Source organism: Rhizobium sp. CB3090, from assembly GCF_029714285.1.
GTDB lineage: Bacteria > Pseudomonadota > Alphaproteobacteria > Rhizobiales > Rhizobiaceae > Rhizobium.
This window is the reverse complement of the sequence record NZ_CP121665.1, coordinates 95,411-112,249: the sequence shown is the minus strand read 5'-3', so window position 1 is coordinate 112,249 and position 16,839 is coordinate 95,411. Positions and strand designations below refer to the sequence as shown.

At 57.8% G+C, this 16,839-nt stretch carries 14 protein-coding genes and 1 pseudogene; 10 read left to right on the top strand and 5 right to left on the bottom strand.

The features are described from left to right. Position 1: 1 nt before the first annotated feature. Positions 2-655, bottom strand: coding sequence for an NAD(P)H-dependent oxidoreductase (locus QA646_RS29980; RefSeq protein WP_349254287.1), 654 nt, complete (start codon positions 653-655; stop codon positions 2-4). Between the two features lie 82 nt (positions 656-737). Next, entirely contained in the window at positions 738-3,332 is a 2,595-nt protein-coding gene (mgtA, locus tag QA646_RS29975; protein ID WP_283061225.1) for a magnesium-translocating P-type ATPase, read from the bottom strand. Positions 3,333-3,442: 110 nt separating this feature from the next. Here mgtA and QA646_RS29970 point away from each other — a divergent pair. Further along, positions 3,443-3,687 (top strand): annotated as a pseudogene (locus QA646_RS29970) (nucleoside 2-deoxyribosyltransferase); the annotation flags it as partial. A gap of 263 nt (positions 3,688-3,950) precedes the next feature. Here the strand turns inward: QA646_RS29970 and QA646_RS29965 are convergent. Together QA646_RS29965 and QA646_RS29960 are read right to left on the bottom strand one after the other, a co-directional pair. After that, positions 3,951-4,418: a hypothetical protein gene (locus tag QA646_RS29965; protein ID WP_283061224.1), complete on the bottom strand. Its 468-nt coding sequence runs from the start codon at positions 4,416-4,418 to the stop codon at positions 3,951-3,953. Between the two features lie 116 nt (positions 4,419-4,534). Then, complete coding sequence (locus tag QA646_RS29960) at positions 4,535-5,443, bottom strand: LysR family transcriptional regulator (RefSeq protein WP_283061223.1); 909 nt, start codon at positions 5,441-5,443, stop codon at positions 4,535-4,537. Between the two features lie 142 nt (positions 5,444-5,585). Between QA646_RS29960 and QA646_RS29955 the strand changes: the two genes are divergently transcribed. From QA646_RS29955 to QA646_RS30615, 3 genes are all read left to right on the top strand, one after another. Further along, complete coding sequence (locus QA646_RS29955; RefSeq protein ID WP_283061222.1) at positions 5,586-6,152, top strand: hypothetical protein; 567 nt, start codon at positions 5,586-5,588, stop codon at positions 6,150-6,152. After that, positions 6,149-6,403 carry an Atu4866 domain-containing protein gene (locus QA646_RS29950; protein ID WP_283061220.1) on the top strand — a complete coding sequence of 85 codons (255 nt, stop codon included), beginning with the start codon at positions 6,149-6,151 and terminating at the stop codon, positions 6,401-6,403. The genes QA646_RS29955 and QA646_RS29950 overlap by 4 nt, the downstream gene beginning before the upstream one ends. Positions 6,404-6,558: 155 nt before the next feature. Beyond that, the gene (locus QA646_RS30615; RefSeq protein ID WP_349254286.1) at positions 6,559-7,593 is read left to right on the top strand and encodes a response regulator; all 1,035 of its coding nucleotides are present in this window, start codon (positions 6,559-6,561) and stop codon (positions 7,591-7,593) included. A 679-nt stretch (positions 7,594-8,272) separates the two neighbouring features. On the opposite strand, the gene QA646_RS29935 is transcribed toward QA646_RS30615, so the two are convergent. Then, positions 8,273-9,241 (bottom strand): ABC transporter ATP-binding protein, encoded by a 969-nt coding sequence (locus QA646_RS29935; protein ID WP_283061219.1) that lies wholly within the window; start codon positions 9,239-9,241, stop codon positions 8,273-8,275. Positions 9,242-9,872: 631 nt separating this feature from the next. Between QA646_RS29935 and QA646_RS29930 the strand changes: the two genes are divergently transcribed. The 6 genes from QA646_RS29930 (at position 9,873) to QA646_RS29905 (ending at position 16,828) form a co-directional block, all read left to right on the top strand. Beyond that, a complete protein-coding gene (locus QA646_RS29930; RefSeq protein ID WP_283061218.1) occupies positions 9,873-10,994 on the top strand; it encodes a diguanylate cyclase in 1,122 nt (373 codons plus the stop codon). Between the two features lie 429 nt (positions 10,995-11,423). After that, entirely contained in the window at positions 11,424-11,738 is a 315-nt protein-coding gene (locus QA646_RS29925; protein ID WP_283061216.1) for a helix-turn-helix transcriptional regulator, read from the top strand. Further along, positions 11,735-13,756, top strand: coding sequence for a hydrogenase 4 subunit B (hyfB, locus tag QA646_RS29920; protein ID WP_283061214.1), 2,022 nt, complete (start codon positions 11,735-11,737; stop codon positions 13,754-13,756). Before QA646_RS29925 ends, hyfB begins: the two co-directional genes overlap by 4 nt. Next, complete coding sequence (locus tag QA646_RS29915) at positions 13,747-14,703, top strand: NADH-quinone oxidoreductase subunit H (RefSeq protein ID WP_283061213.1); 957 nt, start codon at positions 13,747-13,749, stop codon at positions 14,701-14,703. The genes hyfB and QA646_RS29915 overlap by 10 nt, the downstream gene beginning before the upstream one ends. Further along, on the top strand, positions 14,703-15,368 hold the full coding sequence (locus QA646_RS29910) for a hydrogenase-4 component E (protein WP_283061212.1): 666 nt from the start codon (positions 14,703-14,705) through the stop codon (positions 15,366-15,368). Before QA646_RS29915 ends, QA646_RS29910 begins: the two co-directional genes overlap by 1 nt. Next, positions 15,365-16,828: a hydrogenase 4 subunit F gene (locus QA646_RS29905; RefSeq protein ID WP_283061211.1), complete on the top strand. Its 1,464-nt coding sequence runs from the start codon at positions 15,365-15,367 to the stop codon at positions 16,826-16,828. The genes QA646_RS29910 and QA646_RS29905 overlap by 4 nt, the downstream gene beginning before the upstream one ends. Positions 16,829-16,839 lie beyond the last annotated feature (11 nt).

Sequence of the window (16,839 nt, the reverse complement as noted above, 5' to 3'; positions counted from 1 at the left end):
GCTATACTCCGCGGCGCCCGAGGGCTTCCACTTTTGTAAGCCAACGCTTTCGCGCCGCCTCGTCCACCTGTTCTACCATTCCGAATAAGCTCTGCTTCACGGGTCGAACTCCGGCAAGATTAAGGATGCTGCGTCTCAGCCCGCTGACTCCATGACCCCCGAACCAGAACCGATAGATGGGTGTCGGCATTCCCATCGTTACGATTAGCCGCGCTGAGCAACCGACAAGCAGCCGCTTCGCAACGCCGCGGTTGCGATATTGAAAAGCGACGCCTGGCCGAAATACTTGCTCCAAGAAGGCCTTGAGGAGCGCCGGCATGGTTCCAAGCCAAAGCGGAAAGACGATGACGATATGTTCGGCCCACTGGATCGCCTCGGCGGCAGCGGCAAGGCCCTCGGGAACTACTCCGTTTTCAAATTCGTCGCGCGAACGGAGCAAAGGGAAATTCAGTCTGGCAATATCCAACCTGCGTAGCATAAAACCTGCGTTTGCAGCGCCTGTTGCGTACGCGTCAGCGAGCGCGCCGCACAAATGGCGATCATGGCCATCCGGATGTGCTTCTATGATCAGTATGTGCCGCGGCAAGATCCAAGCTCCTGTTGGAATTAAGAGGCATAGCCGAAACCGGTTGCCTCGCGTCATGCGCTTGTTCATCCTTCGTCAGCGCCTCGCCGATGCAAGCCTATGCTTCAGCCAGTCGCTCCATCGTGACATGCAGCGTAAAATGGGCCTTGACCTATCGCAATTCCCTGCCGTGTAGCGAGGAATGTCTTCGCTCGCGCCGGAAGAACAAGCTTTTTGCAACTTCGAGGGCGACTGCGAAAGCGACTGTGACGGAAAGCAAAGCGATAACCATCTTGAAAGGCAACGGCACAAAACCGAAGATCCCCGCGAAAGGCAGATAAGGCAGACTGATGGCGGCGAGACCAATGGCAGCCGTTGTAGCGACAAGCAGGCGACTTGGTCTACTCTTCCAGCTTGGGAAGATCGTGCGGATGATCAGCATCGTTGCGATCTGCGACGTGACCGATTCAACGAACCATCCTGTGCGAAACGCATCAACGCTCACTCCGACAAAGAGAAGGAAACCGAAGGTCACGAAATCGAAGAGGGAGCTGATCGGCCCGAAATACAGCATAAAGCGTTGAATGTCGGCGATGTTCCAGCGCTTCGGCCGCTGCATCTCGATTGGATCGACCCTGTCGGTGGCGATCGTCATCGATGGTATGTCCGCCAAGAGATTGTTGAGCAGAATTTGTTTGGCTAGCAACGGCAGGAACGGCAGCAGCAGTGAGGCGATCGCCATGCTGATCATGTTGCCGACATTGGCGCTGGTGGCGATCGATATATATTTTAACGTGTTCGCAAACGTCCGTCGTCCATCGTCGACGCCACGCATCAGGACATCGAGGTCCCGGCGCAGCAGGATAATGTCGGCCGCTTCCCGCGCAACATCTACGGCACTATCGACCGAGATACCCACATCAGCTTCATGGAGAGCAGGTGCATCGTTGATGCCATCGCCCAGATAGCCGACGACGTGGTTAGCCCTGCGCAGCGCTTTGACAATTCGCTCTTTTTGATTGGGATCGATCTCGACAAAAAGATCTGTCTTGGCAGCACTGGCGAAAAGCGCTTCATTGCTCATCGAGGTGATCTCGCGGCCGCTTAATACACGCTCGCCCTTCAACCCCACCATCTTTGCCAGATGCGCAACGACATAACGATTGTCTCCCGAGATGATTTTGATGCCGATCCCCCTTTTGCGAAGTCCTTTAAGAGCCTCTTTCACGCCAGCCTTGGCGGGATCGAGAAACAAGAGAAACCCTTCCAGGCAAAGGCCGATTTCATCTCCCTTGTCGGGCACCGTCTTTTGTTGGTCGAATGGGCGCGTCGCCACTGCAATGACGCGAATTCCGTCCTCGCTCCACCGCTGATAGCGTTCTTCAATTTCGGCTCGAAATTCCGCATTGATCGGTTTGGCGAAGTCGCCTGCTCTTGCAGTTGTGCAAATGTCCAAGAGGGTGGCAACTGCGCCCTTGCAGATCAGTTGAGCGCCACCTAGCTCAGCGATGACGACTGAGAGCCGCTTTCGGGCGAAATCATAAGGAATTTCCCCCAGTTTCCGGTAGGCTGACAACTCAACATCCGCTTTTTCCGCAAGGATGGAATCGTCGAGCGGATTTTTGAGACCCGCCTGCAGGCCGGCGTTAAGAATGGCGAGCAATTTCACCCTGTCAGAGAGTTGACCAGTTACGTCGATACATCTGTCGAGGTGGATCGTTCCCTCCGTTAACGTCCCGGTCTTGTCCGTACAAAGCAGATCCATGCTGCCAAGATTTTCCATGGCTTCAAGACGGCGGATGATCACGCCCTGTCGCGCCATGACGCGGGCGCCGCGCGCAAGCGTTACGCTGATGATTGCAGGCAACAGCTCTGGTGTCAGCCCCACGGCGAGTGCCAGCGAAAATAGCAATGAATCCACGAGTGGACGATGCAGGAGAAGGTTGGCAATGAAGACGACGAAGACGATGACCAACATGATCCTGGTCATCAGATAACCGAAGCTGCGAATGCCCCGAGCGAAATCCGTTTCGGGAACTTCACGCGTAACGGCCTCGGCAATCGAAGCGAATTCCGTGCTGTTGCCCGTCTTCACGGCAAGCGCGGTAGCGATGCCGCTTCTAATTGATGTGCCGGTGAATACGCAGTTCAGGCGTTCATCAATCGGTGTGTCGGGCTTGGATACGCCCGGGGATTTGGCGACGGGAAACGTCTCCCCGGTCAGCGCCGCTTCGGTCACGTTGAGATCTTGCGCCGACAGAAGAACGGAATCCGCAGGCACCAAACTGCCCGCTGACAATTTGATGATGTCGCCGGGCACGAGCTGGTCTGCCGGTATCGTCTGCTCCTTGCCGTCGCGGATGACCGCCGCGGTCAAGGAAATGCCGCGTCGAAGGGATTCGACGGCACGAGAGGCGGAAAATTCCTGCGAAAATCCAAGAAGACAGCTCGCCCCGACGATACAGCCTATGATCAGGGCGTCATGCATTTCTCCCACGCCTGCGGCGACAATGGCCGCAAAGATGAGAATCAAAACCAGGGGGCTGAGAAACTGCTTCAACAAAATGTGCAACGCATTTGCGCGACCGTCGGCTCGCAGCGCATTCGAGCCGTAGATCTGCAGCCGTGCCGCCGCTTCCGCCGCGGACAGGCCGGTAGGCTGGGATTTGTATTCGGCAAAGAGCGCCGCAACGGATTTTGCCCAATAGGGAGGCGGAAAATCTGCGACACGATGCTCTGGCGCGACATTATGGGCTGGATTGTCCATGGTCCTGTTCTCGAGGAGGAGGGAGCAGAAACAATCGCACGCGAGGCGAACCCGGCATTGACGAGGGTCAATTTCCGTCTCGGAACCGTCGAGTTGACGTGCAGTAGGGCATCATCGCCAATCTGACACCGTTTCGCGGGATCGCCGCCGACACTGGCACCGCCTTCGAGCTCGATCAAATGCGCGCGCAGGGCAAACTGGTGGCAGCCTACACGAATATTGCCGATAATCATTTCGCGCGGCTGCCAACTACTACGATGGTCAAATTGCAACAGACGAGACCGGCCGCAAACGCGGCCCGGATGGCACGGCTCTCGGGGATTTCGAGATGATCGATAACTTAATATTGCATGGCGCTTGGCAGCTAGTTGGGCTCTTCCCAATATGTGGAAGACGCCGACTAGCTACAATTTTGAATCGCGGGCACCATTGTGGAGATTGCATATTGGACTCGGGGATTTTCATCCACCTCACAGATATCAGCGGGCCTCAACGAGGCTTGGTCGCACGCCCGATCCGCAAGGCTCAGCCTAGTCTGCGGCAATGCATGCGCCCGCCTGGCTGAATAGGGGTCAGGAGCGACCGCAAGATACCTCAGGCTTGCAAGAAGAAGATGGTTCATTCTTCCTCGCTGATTTGCCATTGCTCAGTAGGAACCCGGCAACCGAATAAGCGGAATTGTTCTGTCGGAGGCGCAGCTTTCCTGATAGCTGCTGCTTGTTCGGCTCGTTTCGCTAGGCCTCGCCGGCCGAGTTCGTGCTCGGGCCGCTGCTCGACCGATATTTGCGAAAGACGCCATTTTAAGCTGTCCGCGCATTCGCGTCCGATAGCTGTGTAGACCTTGCGATCGTTGGCACTCCAGCCGAGTGATGTTGCAAAATTTTCGATAATTTTAGGCTCCAAGAGCTCACGCGTGTGGCCGGCTCCTGTCGATTTTGCGGCGCCAACGGCCCAACTGGGAAAACTCCACAATATGTCTGGCTGTAGCGGGAGGCCGCCAATCTGCAAAAGGAAATTGTTCCGGACGTCCAGATCGCCATATACCGCATTCCCATAGTAGGCGCCTTCGGCACCAACGCTGACCATGGTCCTCTCGTTCTCATGCCGGAAAGTCTCCGAAGCGGCCGGGTGATGCTGTGCAGCCGCGTAGTTCGTCACGCATCCAAGAACGCTATTCTCGATCCCAAATGACCCTGTGCGCCTTAGGCTGTGCCCGCTCCAAACCGTCTATGCTCTCGAACATGGTCGACGAGCGCGCGCAGTTTGGGCGCCATGTTCCGTCGGTTGGGGAAATAGAGGAAGAATCCGGGAAAAGGCGGCAGGAAGTCGTCCAACGCGGTGACCAACTCGCCACGATCAATATAGGGACGAAATGTCTCTTCCAATGCAAATGTGATGCCGCCGCCGGCGAGCGCGGTGCGGATCATCAGACGCAAGTCGTTTGTCGTCACCTGCGGCTCGACGGCAACGTCGAAGGCTATACCGTCCTGCTCGAACTCCCACCGATATGGAGCCGCGCTTGGCGACGGTCGCCATCCGATGCAACGATGATGCACCAGTTCCCGAGGATGGGCAGGGATGCCGTGGCGCTCGAAATAGCCTGGCGCAGCAACCACCACTTCTCGCTCTTCCTGCGTCAGAGGAACCGCCACCATGTCCTGCTCGATCACGTCGCCGAGCCGCACTCCCGCATCGAAGCCTCCGGCAACGATGTCGAATATCTCGTCGGTGACCGTGACGTCGATCGTGATACCAGGATGGGCGTCGGCGAAGGAAGCGATCAACGATCCGGAGAGAAACTGTTCCGCAATCGACGTGACTGCGATCCGAAGCAAGCCACTCGGCCTGCTGTCGCCTATCACCTCTTCGAATGCGGATTTTACGTCAGCCATTGGCCGGGACAGTGCTTCACGGAAACGGTTGCCTGCTTCGGTAAGACGGACGCTGCGTGTGGTACGGCTGACGAGCGCGATGCCGCAGACATCTTCAAGCCGACGAATCCCCTGGCTGACTGCAGAGCGCGTGACGCCGAGGCGGTCGGCGGCCGCCCTGAAATTCCCCGCTTCGGCGACGGCGAGAAAGACAGGCAGAAGATTTAGATCGATCGTCATTGTCGAATCTTGCTAACCAATTCCGTTAGCGCAAAGGAGATACAAGCGACAATCTCATTTGTCTATCTATTCCTCGTGCCCCGACAACCTGACTTGGCGGCACAACCGAGAGGAACCTGGTCATAAAAAGGAAGGTAGCCCAATGACACGCCTCAACATCATATTCGCCGCCGCTTTGGCCTTTGGCGCCAGCGCCGGAGCCGCGGTGGCACAGGACGAGTCATGCCCCCGGGAAGGTGGCGATGCTCCCCTGACGCTGCATGCCGATTGGATCATGAAAGGCTGGGAGCGCAAAGAAGGCGACCCAAATTTCGTGTTCTCCCAAAAGCTGAGCCGGTACTACGACTTGGAAAGCACCAAGGGGGTTTTCTATGACAATTTCGCACCCGGCGACACGCAGCTCTTTCGCGATCCCGCGCGCTATGGCGCAAACTGGGAAGCGCTGCAAAACGCCACGCGGTCGGTTCACCACGGATTAACCGGTGGCCAAGACGCGATTGTCGGCGACACCGTCGCTTCAACGACGCTTGGTTTTGCCGGTCGTATCGATCGTTTGGATGGCAAAATCATCGCCTTCGACGGCCGCTCGCAGCTCGGCTGGGAATGCACCGGCGGCAAATGGAAAATCCGTCATGAGCTGAACTACGCATGGATCGTCAAACCCGAAAGCATTGAGCGGTTCCTGGGCAGGACGGGGACGCAACAATGACCGCCCGCGCCACGTCGTCTCATCCCTATGTCGGCATGTGGCAGACCGCAGACGGCCGTATCCGGCATGAACTGCTCCCAAACGGACGTTACGATGAAGCCCGCGGGTCACGCGCAAGCGCGTATCAGGGGCGATACGAAGTGTCCGGAAGTCACATCGACTATTGGGATGACACCGGTTTTACCGCTGACGGGGATTTTGTCGATGACGTCCTGCATCATGCTGGAATGGTTCTTTATCGCCGGGGATAGAACCCGCTTCTGACGCTGCAGCTCCCCGCATGGGTGCCACTAAACCAATATTTTAGTATTTTGAAATATCCAATTCAGGCGTGTGTCAGCAATTCATAGCATCCAGCCTGCAGGTCCGGATATGGGAGCAACCATGCGAATATTGCTCGTCGAGGATGATGCAATCTTGGGGGATGCGTTACTATCATGTCGCGGCCGACGGCTGGGATGTCGATTGGGTAGCCGATCTGCAAGCCGCGAAACGCGCCGTGGATGCAGCGTGTTATTCCTTGATCCTGCTCGACCCCGGTCTGCCTGACGGCTGTGGCTTGGAGCTGCTGACGCATTTGTCGGCGCGATTGCCCGCCACGCCCGCGATCATCATCTCCGCTGACGATCAAGTTGCCGACAGGCAAAGAAGCCTCCGGCTCGGCGCGGCTGACTGTCTTGTCAAGCCGTTCAGCCTTTGCACGCTGAGTGCACGTATCAGAAATTTGCTCCGAACTTGTAATCACGTATCGGAGGTGAGTGCTCTTCCAGACCGATCAGGCGATACGATTGGCGATCGTCCGGTACCGTCGACAGATGCTGATGCCCCACAAAAGGGGAAAGGAAAAGCGGGGAGGTGGCTGTCGAGACGGTCACGCAGGATGAAAATCGCAGGCGCTCTGGCGGCAACGCTTGCCCTGCCAGTTCTGGCGATTGGCACTTACGTTGCCGCGCTGCAGCTAACCGACAATTTTCACCCGGTAATCCCTGGAGAGCTCTATCGCTCTGCGCGGCTCTCACCGTCGGAGCTCGAATCGTACGTGCGCGACAACGGCATCCGCTCGATTGTCAACTTGCGCGGCGAGAACAAAAAACGGGCTTGGTACGATCAAGAGATCGATACGGCGCAACGATTGGGCATCGAACATATCGACTTCAAGATGTCTGCTTCGAAAATATTGACGCCGGACAGGGCCGATCAACTGGTCAGCATTCTGCGTTCGGCGCCAAAGCCTATCCTCATACATTGTCAATCTGGAGCGGACCGAACCGGTCTTGTTGCCGCTATCTACAGCCAGCAGATCGCCGGTATCGACCAGAAAACGGCTGCGCGCCAGCTTTCCATTGTCTATGGCCACATCGGAATTCCATATCTGTCAGGCGCATTCGCAATGGACGAAAGCCTGCAGAACCTGGAGAAGCATTTCGATCGGCATGACTGATGCGCATGGTTGAAGCGGCGAATTCCGCCTTCAAGCTGGAATGTACGGCGCGCCGACCGGCAGCTCGCCAGAGCATCACATGTGGGCGCATCGCTGGATCGTGCCAAATTGCTGCTGCGGTTTGTCGATCTGATCGCACAAATTGCATTTTGCCTGCGGGTTTAAGTAAGGGCGAATGGTGTCCTTCGGCCCCTGCCACTCCTTTTATCCGCTTGCGGCCAAGTTCATCGTTGCTGGGGCGGCTGTTTCACGCTGTTTGAGATCAAGAGAAGGAATATTTTTCTTCGATTTTACGGCTCGAATAATTTTTGCAGCGGAGCCGATATCAAAACCAGGCCCTTGATCCAAGTCAACGCGTGTCCTCACCCGTTCGGTATGCTTTATGCGTCTTTTTCGCTTAGCGCCGACCATGAAAGGGGACTATGTCAATGATCAGATCATCGCCGATTGCGCTCGCTGCAATTCCGGTCTTCCTTAGCCTTGCAGTTCCGGCCTACGCCTCTGGCCTGACCGTTGTTAAGGCGGAGCTGTGGAACAAACCCGATGGTTCGCAAGATGTTACACTGAGGCCTATCCTCGCTGCTTCTTCACACGCATTTTCGACCATCCTATCAATAGAAGTCGACGAGCTACCGCCCTGGATATGATCCAGAACGTCAACACGGGCTAGCCGGACGGGCTACTGCTCGCCTGGCGCCGTATGCGAGTTAAGCGTGATTTCTGCCGCCGAGCGGATCAGCTGATACTTGACCTGTGTGACCCGAAGATCGCGATACCAGTCCACGAGATCGCCCCAAGGGGCGTTGATCTTGGCCAGGCCTGAGATGAAGGCTACGACTGTGCCTATCTCGAGACTCCCGTTGACGACGTAATAGCCCCCCAGCGCGAATATGCCGGCATAGCCAATCTGAACCAATATATTCATCAAGAAGTTCATGGAAAACTTCAGTTTGTAGATGCTCATGTTATCGCCAAAGACGTCAAACATGCGGTCGTCCTGCGGTTTCTCGGTACCAAAGGTCATGCCCTCTTCGATGACTGTTTCGCTGATGTCGCGCATCGTCTTGATCCGCTCTTCGACGCGGCGATTGATGGCTGATTGCATGGACGGAACAAAAAGTGCTTGGGGCACGAAGACGATGGCGACGGCAACGGCCATTACAGGCTGCAAATACAAAAGGTAGCCGGCGACGGTGGCAAGAATGCCGATCTGCAGCATGGGCTCAGACAGGCTTGTGCCGATGAAACCGCCGACGGGTTCAGCCTCGGCAAGGATGATGGAGAGCGGCACGCCTTCCGCCATCAATCGCTCACCCTCGCTGCTATCGCCTTCGGCAGTGCGGAAGATCAGCTTGCGCAGCCAGAGGATGGCCGATTCGCCGAGCCAGTTGCGGTAAAGATTGAGCCCGAGTTTGCACACTCCTTCTACGAGCGCCATGCCAAGATAGGCGGCCGCTAACGCTGCCACTAACCGGTAGGAACCTCCCTCAACCGCCGTATTGATCAGGCGCCGCTGTACCTCCAGCGGGGCGGTGCCGGCTGCAAAGGCGAGTATCGACAGAGCAAGGAGGCGCATCTGGTGCCAAGCGCCGAAACTCAGCACAAAGCCGTAAAGACGCGAGGGCATCGGCACATTGCCGCCAGCCATGAGTGGCTCATGATAGTGCAGCCCGCGATAAGGGCGACTCAATCCGCTTGTTGGGATGCGAGAGAGGGGACGGGGTGATCGAATTTCCATTGGCACCATCCTAGCCTGTGGCCGAGACGCTTAAATTCTATATGGAGCACGTCTGGGTCGCATTTCGTCGACAAGATCGTAGTCTCCTAGAAAGACGGAAAATGGCGAATGCGCATTGAGATGCGTCAATCATGCCATTGCTCCATCATGGTGGAACGTCACTCCGACGGTCATTCCTACTGCGGTTGCGACCTCTTGCCATTGAAGACGGAGGCACGATGCTCTAACGCGACATTCTTGGTTGGATTGTCCATGGTCCTGTTCCCTGGGAGGACGAGGGACAATCGCACGTGCTACCGAGCGGACATTAATCAGGGTCAATTTCTGGCTCTCAGCGCGCTGGCGGTGCCACCATCGCGGATGGCCTTGCGACCGGTCTGCATCGGTGACATTGCTCCGCCAAATAACGGACAACCTTCTGATGAAAGACGGCGTTGGATATCAATATTTAGTTTGCCGGCCGCGAGCCCCGCGTCCGTGCGCTAAGAATTTTTGAATAGGGTATCGCTCGCGGCGGCTCGTTAATAGAGCAGAGATGACCATGGGACTTGAAATTCATATATCGTCAATCGTGCGCATCTTGGGCCAGGCGGCCATTATAGTTTATGCATATTCGTGGGTGATCCGCACTGTCGAGGGCCGTGCTCTTAGGTCCCTTGCTGTGGGACTTTTGTTCGGGTTGGGCGGAGTCCTGTCGATGGGGGACCCAATCCACTGGATGCCGGGTGTCTTCCATGATGGTCGCTCCATATTGCTTGTTCTTGTACCAATCTACGGCGGACCCATCGCGACCTTGGTGGCCGCAACGATGATGGGGGTTTTTCGCCTGTTGCTCGGCGGAATTGGAGCAGAGGGTGGGACCGTCGGCATAGTGGCTGTCGCTTTAACGGGATATGGTTTGACGCGGCTACCGCAGCATTGGATCGGCCAAGGCTGGAGACGTTCGGTCCTGTTTGGTGTCGCGACTATGTCGTCCCTGATTGTTCTCGCATTTCTGCCTGCCGACGTTGCACGCGAGCTCTTCTTTTCAGCAACTGTGCCAGTCACAATTGCCAATCTCTTGGGCGTTGTGTTGCTGTCGGAACTGCTGGAGCGCGAGCGCTATCGCATTCGAATTCAACGCGCCCTTGAGAATGAGGCCAGCGTTGATCCGCTAACGAAGCTTCCAAATCGTCGTGTTCTCCAGCGCGAGGGAGACCGCTGCAGCAAGATTGCCGAGACAAATCGTATTCCCTTTTCGATCATCATGATCGACATCGATCATTTCAAAAAGATCAACGACAGCTGGGGCCATTCTTTCGGTGATACCGTTCTGGCCCGAGTAGCTGACGTCATACGGCAGACGATCCGGAAAACAGATGTAGCCGCCAGGTACGGGGGTGAGGAAATCGTGCTGCTCTTACCGAACACCAGCGAAAAGTTCGCCGCCATTGTCGCGGAGAAAATTCGCAGCAACGTCGAAGCCACAGTCTTAGTGGCTGATCATGAACGGATCAATGTCACTGTCAGTCTCGGCATTGCCTGTTCCCACCAGCCTTCCACCAATTTCAAGCAGATACTGGAGGCCGCAGATAAGGCACTTTACCTTGCGAAGGCCGCCGGTCGAAATTGTGTGGAAATGGCGAAATCGGCGGAAATGCCGGTCCATAATTCTTACAACTAAATCCGCGTCTGCCATTGGCTGGAAGCACGGATCATAGAAGCCAAATTGCGCGCCGTTCCCCGCTCCCGGACGAAGTCGCGCGCGAAGGCACGGAACGCGCAGGGTCGCTTGGAGAATGGCGCCTTATCCACGCTGCCCCTGTTGGTGAAATGGCCTTGGGGATTTCTCAATGAAGCCCGTCCAATTCGAGTGCGACTTTAAGGCGCTTCCGAGCGGCCACGACCCGTCACGCGGAATTGCATAGCAGGTGCTGCCAGGCGTTACAAAGTCTCGGTTGTTTGCCAACAACTATCGGCTCGGATATTGCCGTTCTTTCGCTGCCGCGGCCAGAGAGGCCGACACTTTAGAATATTGATTTCAGACATCAATAGGCACATCATAGACCTTAATTATCAGAGTCTGTGCAAGATAAGCGATGGTGGTTGAATCGTGATTACTGCCGCTCAGATGCGGGCCGCCCGGGCCCTTCTCGGTATCGACCAGCGCCAACTGGCCGAATTGGCGGGAATCTCTGTTCCAACGATCCAGCGAATGGAGGCGAGCGCCGACGTGGTGCGCGGCAATGTCGACTCGCTGATGCGTCTTCTGGCTGCACTTGATGGTGCGGGCATCGAGGTGATCAACGAGGGCGCGACAAGTTTGGACGGCGGGCGAGGGGTCAGGCTCAGGTCGAAGATGAAGCCCTTCGAGGGCGGCACGGTCGAGTCATCTGCGCCTCCGCATGCAGGCAGGGGGCAATCGTGACACCGGTTTCCGTCCTGTTGTTATGCGTGGCTGTATTGCTTGGGACGGGGGTTCTGGCGGTGCCGCTGATCCGTTCGATCTGGTCTTTGCAGGTTGTCTACGGGGCGAGCCTGGTCTTTTCTGCCATCGCCTTTGCGGCCGCGCTTGCTTATCTTGTCGCGGGCCTTCCTTCCGCCGAAGCGCCGGCGATGGTTCTTCCTTTCGGCCTGCCGTGGCTCGGAAGCCATTTTCGGCTTGACACGCTTGCCGCCTTCTTCCTGATGGTTGTCAATCTCGGCGGTGTCCTTTCGGCTCTCTACGCCCTTGGCTACGGCCGTCACGAACATTCGCCGCATCGCGTGCTGCCGTTTTTTCCGGCCTTTCTCGCTGGCATGAACCTGGTGATACTGGCAGACGATGCCTTCACCTTCCTCATTTCCTGGGAGTTCATGTCGCTTGCTTCCTGGGCACTGGTGATGGCCCACCATCGCGATGCCGGCAACCGGAAGGCGGGCTACGTCTACATCGTCATGGCAAGCTTCGGCACGCTGGCCCTTTTGCTTGCCTTCGGCCTGCTTGCTGGATCTACCAGCGATTACAGCTTTGCAGCCATGCGGCTATCCGCGCACACGCCGTTCGTGGCCGGTCTCGCGCTCATTCTGCTGCTGCTTGGCGCTGGCTCCAAGGCTGGTCTCGTGCCGTTGCATCTCTGGCTGCCCCTGGCGCATCCGGCTGCCCCCAGCCATGTTTCCGCCTTGATGAGCGGTGTCATGACGAAGGTCGCGGTCTATGGTTTCATCCGCGTCGTCTTCGACCTGGTCGGCATGCCGACCTGGTGGTCGGGTATCGTCGTGCTGATCATCGGTAGCGGGACCGCCGTCCTCGGCATCCTGCAGGCGCTGATGGAAAGCGATCTGAAGCGCCTGCTTGCCTACAGCACCATCGAAAATATCGGGGTGATCTTCGTCAGCCTCGGGCTGGCGCTTGCCTTCAAGGCGAACGGTATGGCGCTGGCGGCGGCATTGGCGCTGACTGCCTCGCTGTTCCATGTCCTCAACCATTCCTTCTTCAAGAGCCTGCTCTTCTTCGGCGCCGGCGCGGTGCTGACGGCGACGGGTGAGCGGAACATGGACAAGCTCGGCGGCCTCATCCATCGCATGCCCGTCACCAGCGTCGTCTTCCTCTTCGGCTGCGTCGCGATCTCGGCCCTGCCGCCATTCAACGGCTTTGTTTCCGAGTGGCTGGCGTTCCAGGCCATCCTGCAAAGCCCCGCTGTGCCGCAGTGGGGCTTGAAGATCCTCGTGCCGGCGGCGGGTGGCATGCTGGCTTTATCGGCAGCGCTTACGGCTGCCTGTTTCGTCAAGGCATACGGCGTGACCTTTCTCGGCCGTCCCCGTAGTACTATGGCCGAGCAGGCGGTGGAGGTCGATCGCTTCTCGCTTGCGGCCATGTCTGTCCTGGCGGCGCTGTGCCTTCTGGCGGGCATCCTGCCGGGCATCGTCATCGATGGGCTTGGGCCGATAACGTTGTCGCTGATCGGGGAGCGGATGCCGGTGCAGACGGATATTCCATGGCTGTCGATCGTGCCGATTGCCGAAAGCCGCAGCTCCTACAATGGCCTTCTGGTATTCCTGTTCACCCTCTTCTCAGCATCGTTGACGGCCTATCTCATCCACCGCTTCGCCTCGCGTGGGCTGCGTCGGGCACCCGCCTGGGATTGCGGCTTTCCGGAAATCAGCCCGGCAACGCAATATACGGCGGACAGCTTCGCTCAGCCCATACGGCGCGTTTTCGGGACGCTGATCTTCCGCGCCCGCGAGAGGGTTGACATGCCACCGCCGGGGGATCTTCGGCCGGCGCGTTTTGCCGTCGAGACACACGATCTCATCTGGGAAGGGCTCTACCTGCCGATTACTGGCGCCGTCAGCCTTGCCGCCGAAAAGCTCAACCATCTGCAATTCCTGACGATCCGGCGCTATCTTAGCCTGGTTTTCCTCGCGCTCGTTTTCCTGCTGTTGGTGCTGGCGCTATGGTCGTGATCTCAGCTCTTCTCATCCAGACCTTTCAGATGGCGCTTGTCGTGCTGCTTGCGCCGCTGCTGACCGGTTTCATCCGTCTGATCAAGGCGCGATTGCTGCGTCGGCAGGGACCTTCCATGATCCAGCCCTACCGCGACATTCTGCGGCTCCTGCGCAAGGAAGTGGTACTGGCCGAAAACGCGTCATGGCTATTCCGGGTGATGCCCTATCTGATCTTCGCCGCAACCTGGGTCGCAGCCGCTGTCACCCCGACTTTCGCCACCGGCCTGATTTTCAGTTGGACGGCGGATCTGATTGCCATCATTGCGCTGCTTGGCAGCGCGCGTTTCTTTCTGGCGCTCGCCGGTTTGGACGTCGGTACCAGCTTTGGCGGTATCGGATCGAGCCGCGAAGCGGAGATAGCAACGCTGGCAGAGCCGTCCATGCTGCTGATCATCTTCACGCTGGCCTTGATCGCAGGCTCGACCCAGCTCTCGACCATCGCCGCCTTCATGGCCTCCCCGCAGGTAGGCCTGCGCGTCTCGCTGGCAATCGCCTTGATCGCCCTCGTGATGGTCGCGATCGCCGAAAATGCCCGTATCCCAGTTGACAATCCAGCAACGCATTTGGAGTTGACCATGGTGCATGAAGCCATGGTGCTGGAGTATTCCGGACGGCACCTCGCGATGATCGACCTGGCGGCATCCCTGAAGCTGCTGCTCTACATGTCCCTGATCGCCTGCATGTTCGTCCCGTGGAAACTCGCCGTAGAGGGGGAGGGGCTTGTTGCCTATCTGGCGGGCATATTTGCTTATCTCGCCAAGCTTGTGGTCGGTGGCGCGCTCCTTGCCCTGTTCGAGACCGCGACCGCCAAGATGCGGGTTTTCCGGGTGCCCGAGTTCCTGGGCGCGGCGCTCATGCTCGGCCTGCTCGCAACCTTGCTGCGGTTCGTATCGAGGAGCCTGTGATGAACAGTCCGGTCTTCGACATAGCTCACATGCTTGCCGGCGGTCTGGTCTTGGTCAGCATGATGATGCTCTATCAGGACCGTCTCTACGCGCTGCTCAACGTCTTCGCACTGCACTCATTGATATTGACCCTGTCGGTGGCCTGGCAGGCCTTCGTCCAGGATGCCCCACACCTTTATGTCACGGCGGCGATTGCCCTCGTCTTCAAGGCCATCGTCATTCCCGTGGTGCTCCATCGCATGATCCGCCAACTCGGTATCCACCGCGAGATCGAAACCGTCGTCGGCATCGGCCTCACCATGCTCGCCGGCATCGGTCTCGTCGCTTTGGCGACGGTGGTGATGCTTCGGGTGACACCAACGGCCGATCCTTTGGCGCGGGAGGACCTCGCCTTCGCATTATCGGTTCTGCTGCTCGGATTGCTAATCATGGTCACGCGCCGCAATGCCGTCAGTCAGGTCGTCGGCTTCATGTCGCTTGAGAACGGGCTGGTGCTTGCCGCGACCGGCGCCAAGGGCATGCCGCTGGTCGTAGAGATCAGCGTCGCCTTCTCGATCCTGATCGCCTTCATTGTCATCGGCGTTTTTCTGTTTCGCATCCGCGAACGCTTCGATACGGTCGATATCCGCGCGCTTGATGATTTCAAGGGGAGACGGCGGAAATGAATATATTCTCCTCCGTCCTGGCATTCGACGCGGTGACGGCCGTCCTGGTGATACCGATCGCTGCGGCCGTGTTCTTGGCGCTTTTGCCCGGCTATCGCATGACGGCACGGTTGAACGTATTCGCGAGCCTGTTGACCCTGCTCGCTGCCCTGTCCCTATTCGTGGCCGCGCGGCCGACGCCGGGACAATATCTGCTCATCGACGATCTCAACATCGTCTTCATCGTCCTCAACAGCTTCGTGGGCTTTACTACCAGCATATTCAGTGCCAGCTACATCGCGCATGAATTGGATACCGGGCGGCTGACGCCTGCGAACCTTCGTTTCTACCACGCCATGTATCAGATCATGATGTTCGGCATGAATCTGGCATTCGTATCGAACAATATCGGTCTGATGTGGGTCGCGGTCGAGCTTGCAACGCTCACCACCGTGCTGATGGTCGGCATCTACCGCACCCACGAGGCTCTCGAAGCCGCCTGGAAATACTTCATTCTGGGAAGCGTCGGCATCGCGTTTGCGCTGTTCGGCACTATCCTCGTGTACTTGGCGGCGCAGCCGGTCGTCGGTGAAGGCTATAACGCCATGGTCTGGACCATCCTGATCGATCACGCCTCTGCCTTCGATCCGGCGCTTCTCAATGTCGCTTTCGTCTTTCTGCTGCTTGGCTATGGCACCAAGGTCGGTCTTGCGCCGTTGCATGCCTGGCTGCCGGACGCGCATGCCGAGGGGCCGACGCCGATCTCGGCGGTCCTGTCCGGCCTGCTCCTCAATGTCGCGCTCTACGCAGTCTTGCGCTTCAAGATGCTGCTATCGGCCAATCCCGAAGCTCTTGCGCCTGGACCGTTGATGATGACAATGGGGCTCGCCTCGCTAATCTTCGCGGCCTTCATGCTCTATCGCCGCCGCGATATCAAACGCCTGTTCGCCTATTCCTCGATCGAGCACATGGGCATCATCGTCTTCGCCTTTGGCCTCGGCGGACCAATCGCCAATTTCGCCGGGCTCTTGCATATGGTCATGCATTCGCTGACCAAATCGGCGATCTTCTTTGCCGTCGGCCATATCGCTCAGGTTAAGGGAACGCAAAGGCTCTCCGCCATCCGCGGCTTGACTGAGACGCATCCGGGGCTCGGCTGGGGCCTGCTGACCGGCGTCGTCGCCATCGCCGGCCTGCCGCCGGCGGGGATATTTATGAGCGAGTTCCTGATCGTCAGCTCGGCTTTCGCGAAGCAACCGCTGCTTGCCATTCCGCTCGTCTTCGGATTGCTGGTCGCGTTCGGCGCGCTGCTGCTGCGCCTGACAGGGGCCGTCTTCGGGCAGCCGCGCGGCAGCATCATGCCAGCAGAGGCTTCCTATATACCGATGTATGCTCATCTCGCGCTGGTGCTCGTCGCCGGCGTCTATCTACCGTCGGAGCTGGTTACGTGGTTCCAGCATATCGCCAACCTTCTTCGATGATGCGGGGGGAA